Raw genomic sequence first — 2,774 nt, 5'->3', positions numbered from 1 at the left:
CGGCGGAACGGACCTCGTCGCGACCGGTCGGGCGGGGTCGCGGGGCGCCGTGCCCACGGGTGGGCGCGGAGTCGGGCGGGGTCGGTCCGGGGAGGCCGTCCTCGTCGTCGTCGGATCGGTTCTCACTTTCCATTCCCAAACTGTACACAATTGACTACAGTCGGGTTGACGGGTGTGGATTCGCGCGCCCCGCCCCCACGTGAAAGGCCTCACGATGACCACCACCGACCGCCGCGACGACATCGACGCGATCAAGTCCCTGAAGTACCGCTACCTGCGTTGTGTGGATCTGCGACTGTGGGACGAGCTCGCCGGGACACTCGCCCCCGAGGTCTCGGCCTCCTACGGCAAGCGCCTGTCCTACACCGGCCGCGACGAGGTGGTGGCCGGGTTGCGGGAGCAGATGACCGACGACGTCATCACCGAGCACCAGGCCCACCACCCGGAGATCCAGGTGGACGGCGACACCGCGACCGGCCGCTGGTACCTGCAGGACCGGGTGATCGTGCCCGCCTTCGACACGATGATCATCGGAAGCGCCTTCTACTCCGACACCTACGCGCGCCAGGACGGTCGCTGGGTCATCACGAGCACCGGCTACAAGCGCACCTACGAGGCGATGCTCAACCTCAAGGACATCCCGAGTTTCCAGCTCACGGACAACCACCTCGCCCCCACCGGCGGGCAGTGAGGGCGCGGGCGGACGGTGCGAGCTCTGCCCGGCGAGTCGGTGACGACGACTGTGACCGTGACGGTGACGCGTGGAGCTGATCGTCATCGCCGCGCTGTGCGTGGCGGCGGCCTCGGTCATCGGCGGCGCCACCGGGTTCGGCACGTCCCTGTTGGCCACCCCGTTGATGCTGATGGCGGGCATCGGACTGGCCGAGACGGTGGTGGTGAACCTGGTCGTGGCCCTGGTCACCAGGGTGGGCGTCACCGTGCAGTTGCGCGCTCACATCACCTGGCCGCGCGTCGCGGTGCTGGGACTGGCGAGTGTGCCGGGCGCCTGGTTGGGCGTTCAGACCATCGCGTTCCTGCCGGAGGAGCACCTCAAGCCGGCGGCAGGCGCGATCACGGTCCTGTGCGGGGTCGCCATGGCGCTGCCTGCGGCAAAAACACCCCGACCGCCCTCGGCGATCGCGACCGCGGTCACCGGGGTGATCAGCGGGTACTTTTCCACCACCACCTCGCTCAACGGACCGCCTGTCGTCCTGCTGCTCAGCCGGGCCAGGCTGCCGCCGCTGGGCTTCATCGCCGACCTCGCCGGGTACTTCGTCATCACCAGCCTGGTCTCCCTCGCACTGTTGTGGTCGGGCACCGAGATCGACCTGCCCGCCCTGCTGCCCATGGTGGTGGCCTGCACCGTCGTCGGGGTCCTGGCCAACCAGCTCGGAATCGGCATCGCCATGCGCCTGCCCACCCACGTGTTCCGCTCCGCCGTGATCTCCCTCGTGGTGATCGCCGGCCTCGTCACCTTCGCCACCGCGTGATCGACCTTCGCCACCGCGTGATCGCCGTGACGCCCCGTTCCCACTCCCACAGATTCCCGTACCGACCCCGGAGGACCCCATGACCGACAGCACCGCGCAGACCGACGGCACCGCACAGACCGACTCGACCACGCAGACCGACACGATCGCGCAGCACACCGAGACCGCCGGCACCGCACGTGAGAACCGTCTGGCCGGAAAGGTCGCGATCGTCACCGGTGGCGGGCAGGGGGTCGGGGAGGGCATCGCGCTCGGCCTCGCCGAATCCGGTGCCGCGCTGTTGCTGGTCGGGCGTCGGATGCGCAAACTCGAGCGGGTCGCCGAGATCATCCGTGCGAACGGTGGGACGGCCGAGTGCCTGGCCGTGGACATCATCACCGACGGCGCCCCCGAGGCGATCATCGCGACCGCCGTGGAGAAGCTCGGCGGTGTCGACATCCTGGTCAACAACGCCAACATGGCCATGCCGCTGCCGCTGTCCGACTACCCGGACGACGAGTTTCGCAAGGCCTTCGAGGGCGGCCCCCGCGTGACCTTCACCCTGATGAAGCTGGCGCGGCCCGAGATGGCCAAGCGCGGTGGGGGCACGATCATCAACCTCGTGACCGCCGCCGCCGTCCGGTGGGACGCCGCGAACTACGGCGTCTACGCCGCGGTCAAGGAGGCCATCCGCGCCCTGACCCGCGCCGCCGCCTACGAGTGGGCGGCCGAGGGCACCCGCGCCCTCAACGTGGCGCCACACGCCCACAGCCCCGGGCTGGACTGGTGGATGGAGAACAACCCCGAGGAGGCGGAGGAGTTCGTGTCGAGCATCCCCGCCGGCCGCGTGGGCGACCCCCTCCCCGACATCGGTCGCCCGGTGGCCTGGCTGTGCTCGGCCGAGGCCTCGTACCTCAGCGGTGCCACCATCCCCCTCGACGGCGGCCAGTCCCGCTGGGGCTGACCCCGTCGTCGTCGCCCCGTACAACCCCTCTCCCCGGAAAGCCTCCGCCATGACCCCGACCACTGGTCCCACGAACACCGCACCGAACAGCCGCGACGCGCTAGCCCTGGCCGCCGACATCCGCTCCGGCGCCACCGACCCCGCCGAGGTGCTGGAGGAGGCCATTGCCCGCATTGAGCGGCTCGACCCCGGGCTGGGCGCCATGGTCTCCACGCGCATCGACGTCGCGCGCGCCGAGGTGGAGGCGGGGCTGCCGGACGGACCGCTGCGGGGGGTGCCGATCGTCATCAAGGCACTCGGCACCGATGTGGCCGGGCTACCCGCCGCCGACGGCTCCCGGA

General features: G+C 70.5%; 3 protein-coding genes and 1 pseudogene. All 4 read left to right on the top strand.

Annotated features, from left to right (window positions below):
* Nucleotides 1-214 precede the first annotated feature (214 nt).
* A complete protein-coding gene (locus G6018_RS00900; RefSeq protein ID WP_182638488.1) occupies nt 215-691 on the top strand; it encodes a nuclear transport factor 2 family protein in 477 nt (158 codons plus the stop codon).
* A gap of 70 nt (nt 692-761) precedes the next feature.
* Entirely contained in the window at nt 762-1,490 is a 729-nt protein-coding gene (locus G6018_RS00895; RefSeq protein ID WP_182638487.1) for a sulfite exporter TauE/SafE family protein, read from the top strand.
* A 79-nt stretch (nt 1,491-1,569) separates the two neighbouring features.
* Nucleotides 1,570-2,433 carry an SDR family oxidoreductase gene (locus tag G6018_RS00890; protein WP_241730956.1) on the top strand — a complete coding sequence of 288 codons (864 nt, stop codon included), beginning with the start codon at nt 1,570-1,572 and terminating at the stop codon, nt 2,431-2,433.
* A gap of 49 nt (nt 2,434-2,482) precedes the next feature.
* Nucleotides 2,483-2,774: pseudogene (locus G6018_RS00885) on the top strand (amidase); the annotation flags it as partial.

The organism is Dietzia sp. DQ11-44, from assembly GCF_014145205.1.
In the GTDB taxonomy this organism is placed as follows: Bacteria; Actinomycetota; Actinomycetes; order Mycobacteriales; family Mycobacteriaceae; genus Dietzia; species Dietzia natronolimnaea.
Note: the sequence above shows the minus strand (reverse complement) of the source record. Positions and strands in the feature narration are given on the sequence as shown.

Excerpts from the sequence above, each read along its gene's own strand:
- G6018_RS00890 (WP_241730956.1), top strand. The coding sequence starts at position 1,570 with ATGACCGACAGCACCGCGCAGACCGACGGCACCGCACAGACCGACTCG.
- G6018_RS00900 (WP_182638488.1), top strand. The coding sequence starts at position 215 with ATGACCACCACCGACCGCCGCGACGACATCGACGCGATCAAGTCCCTG.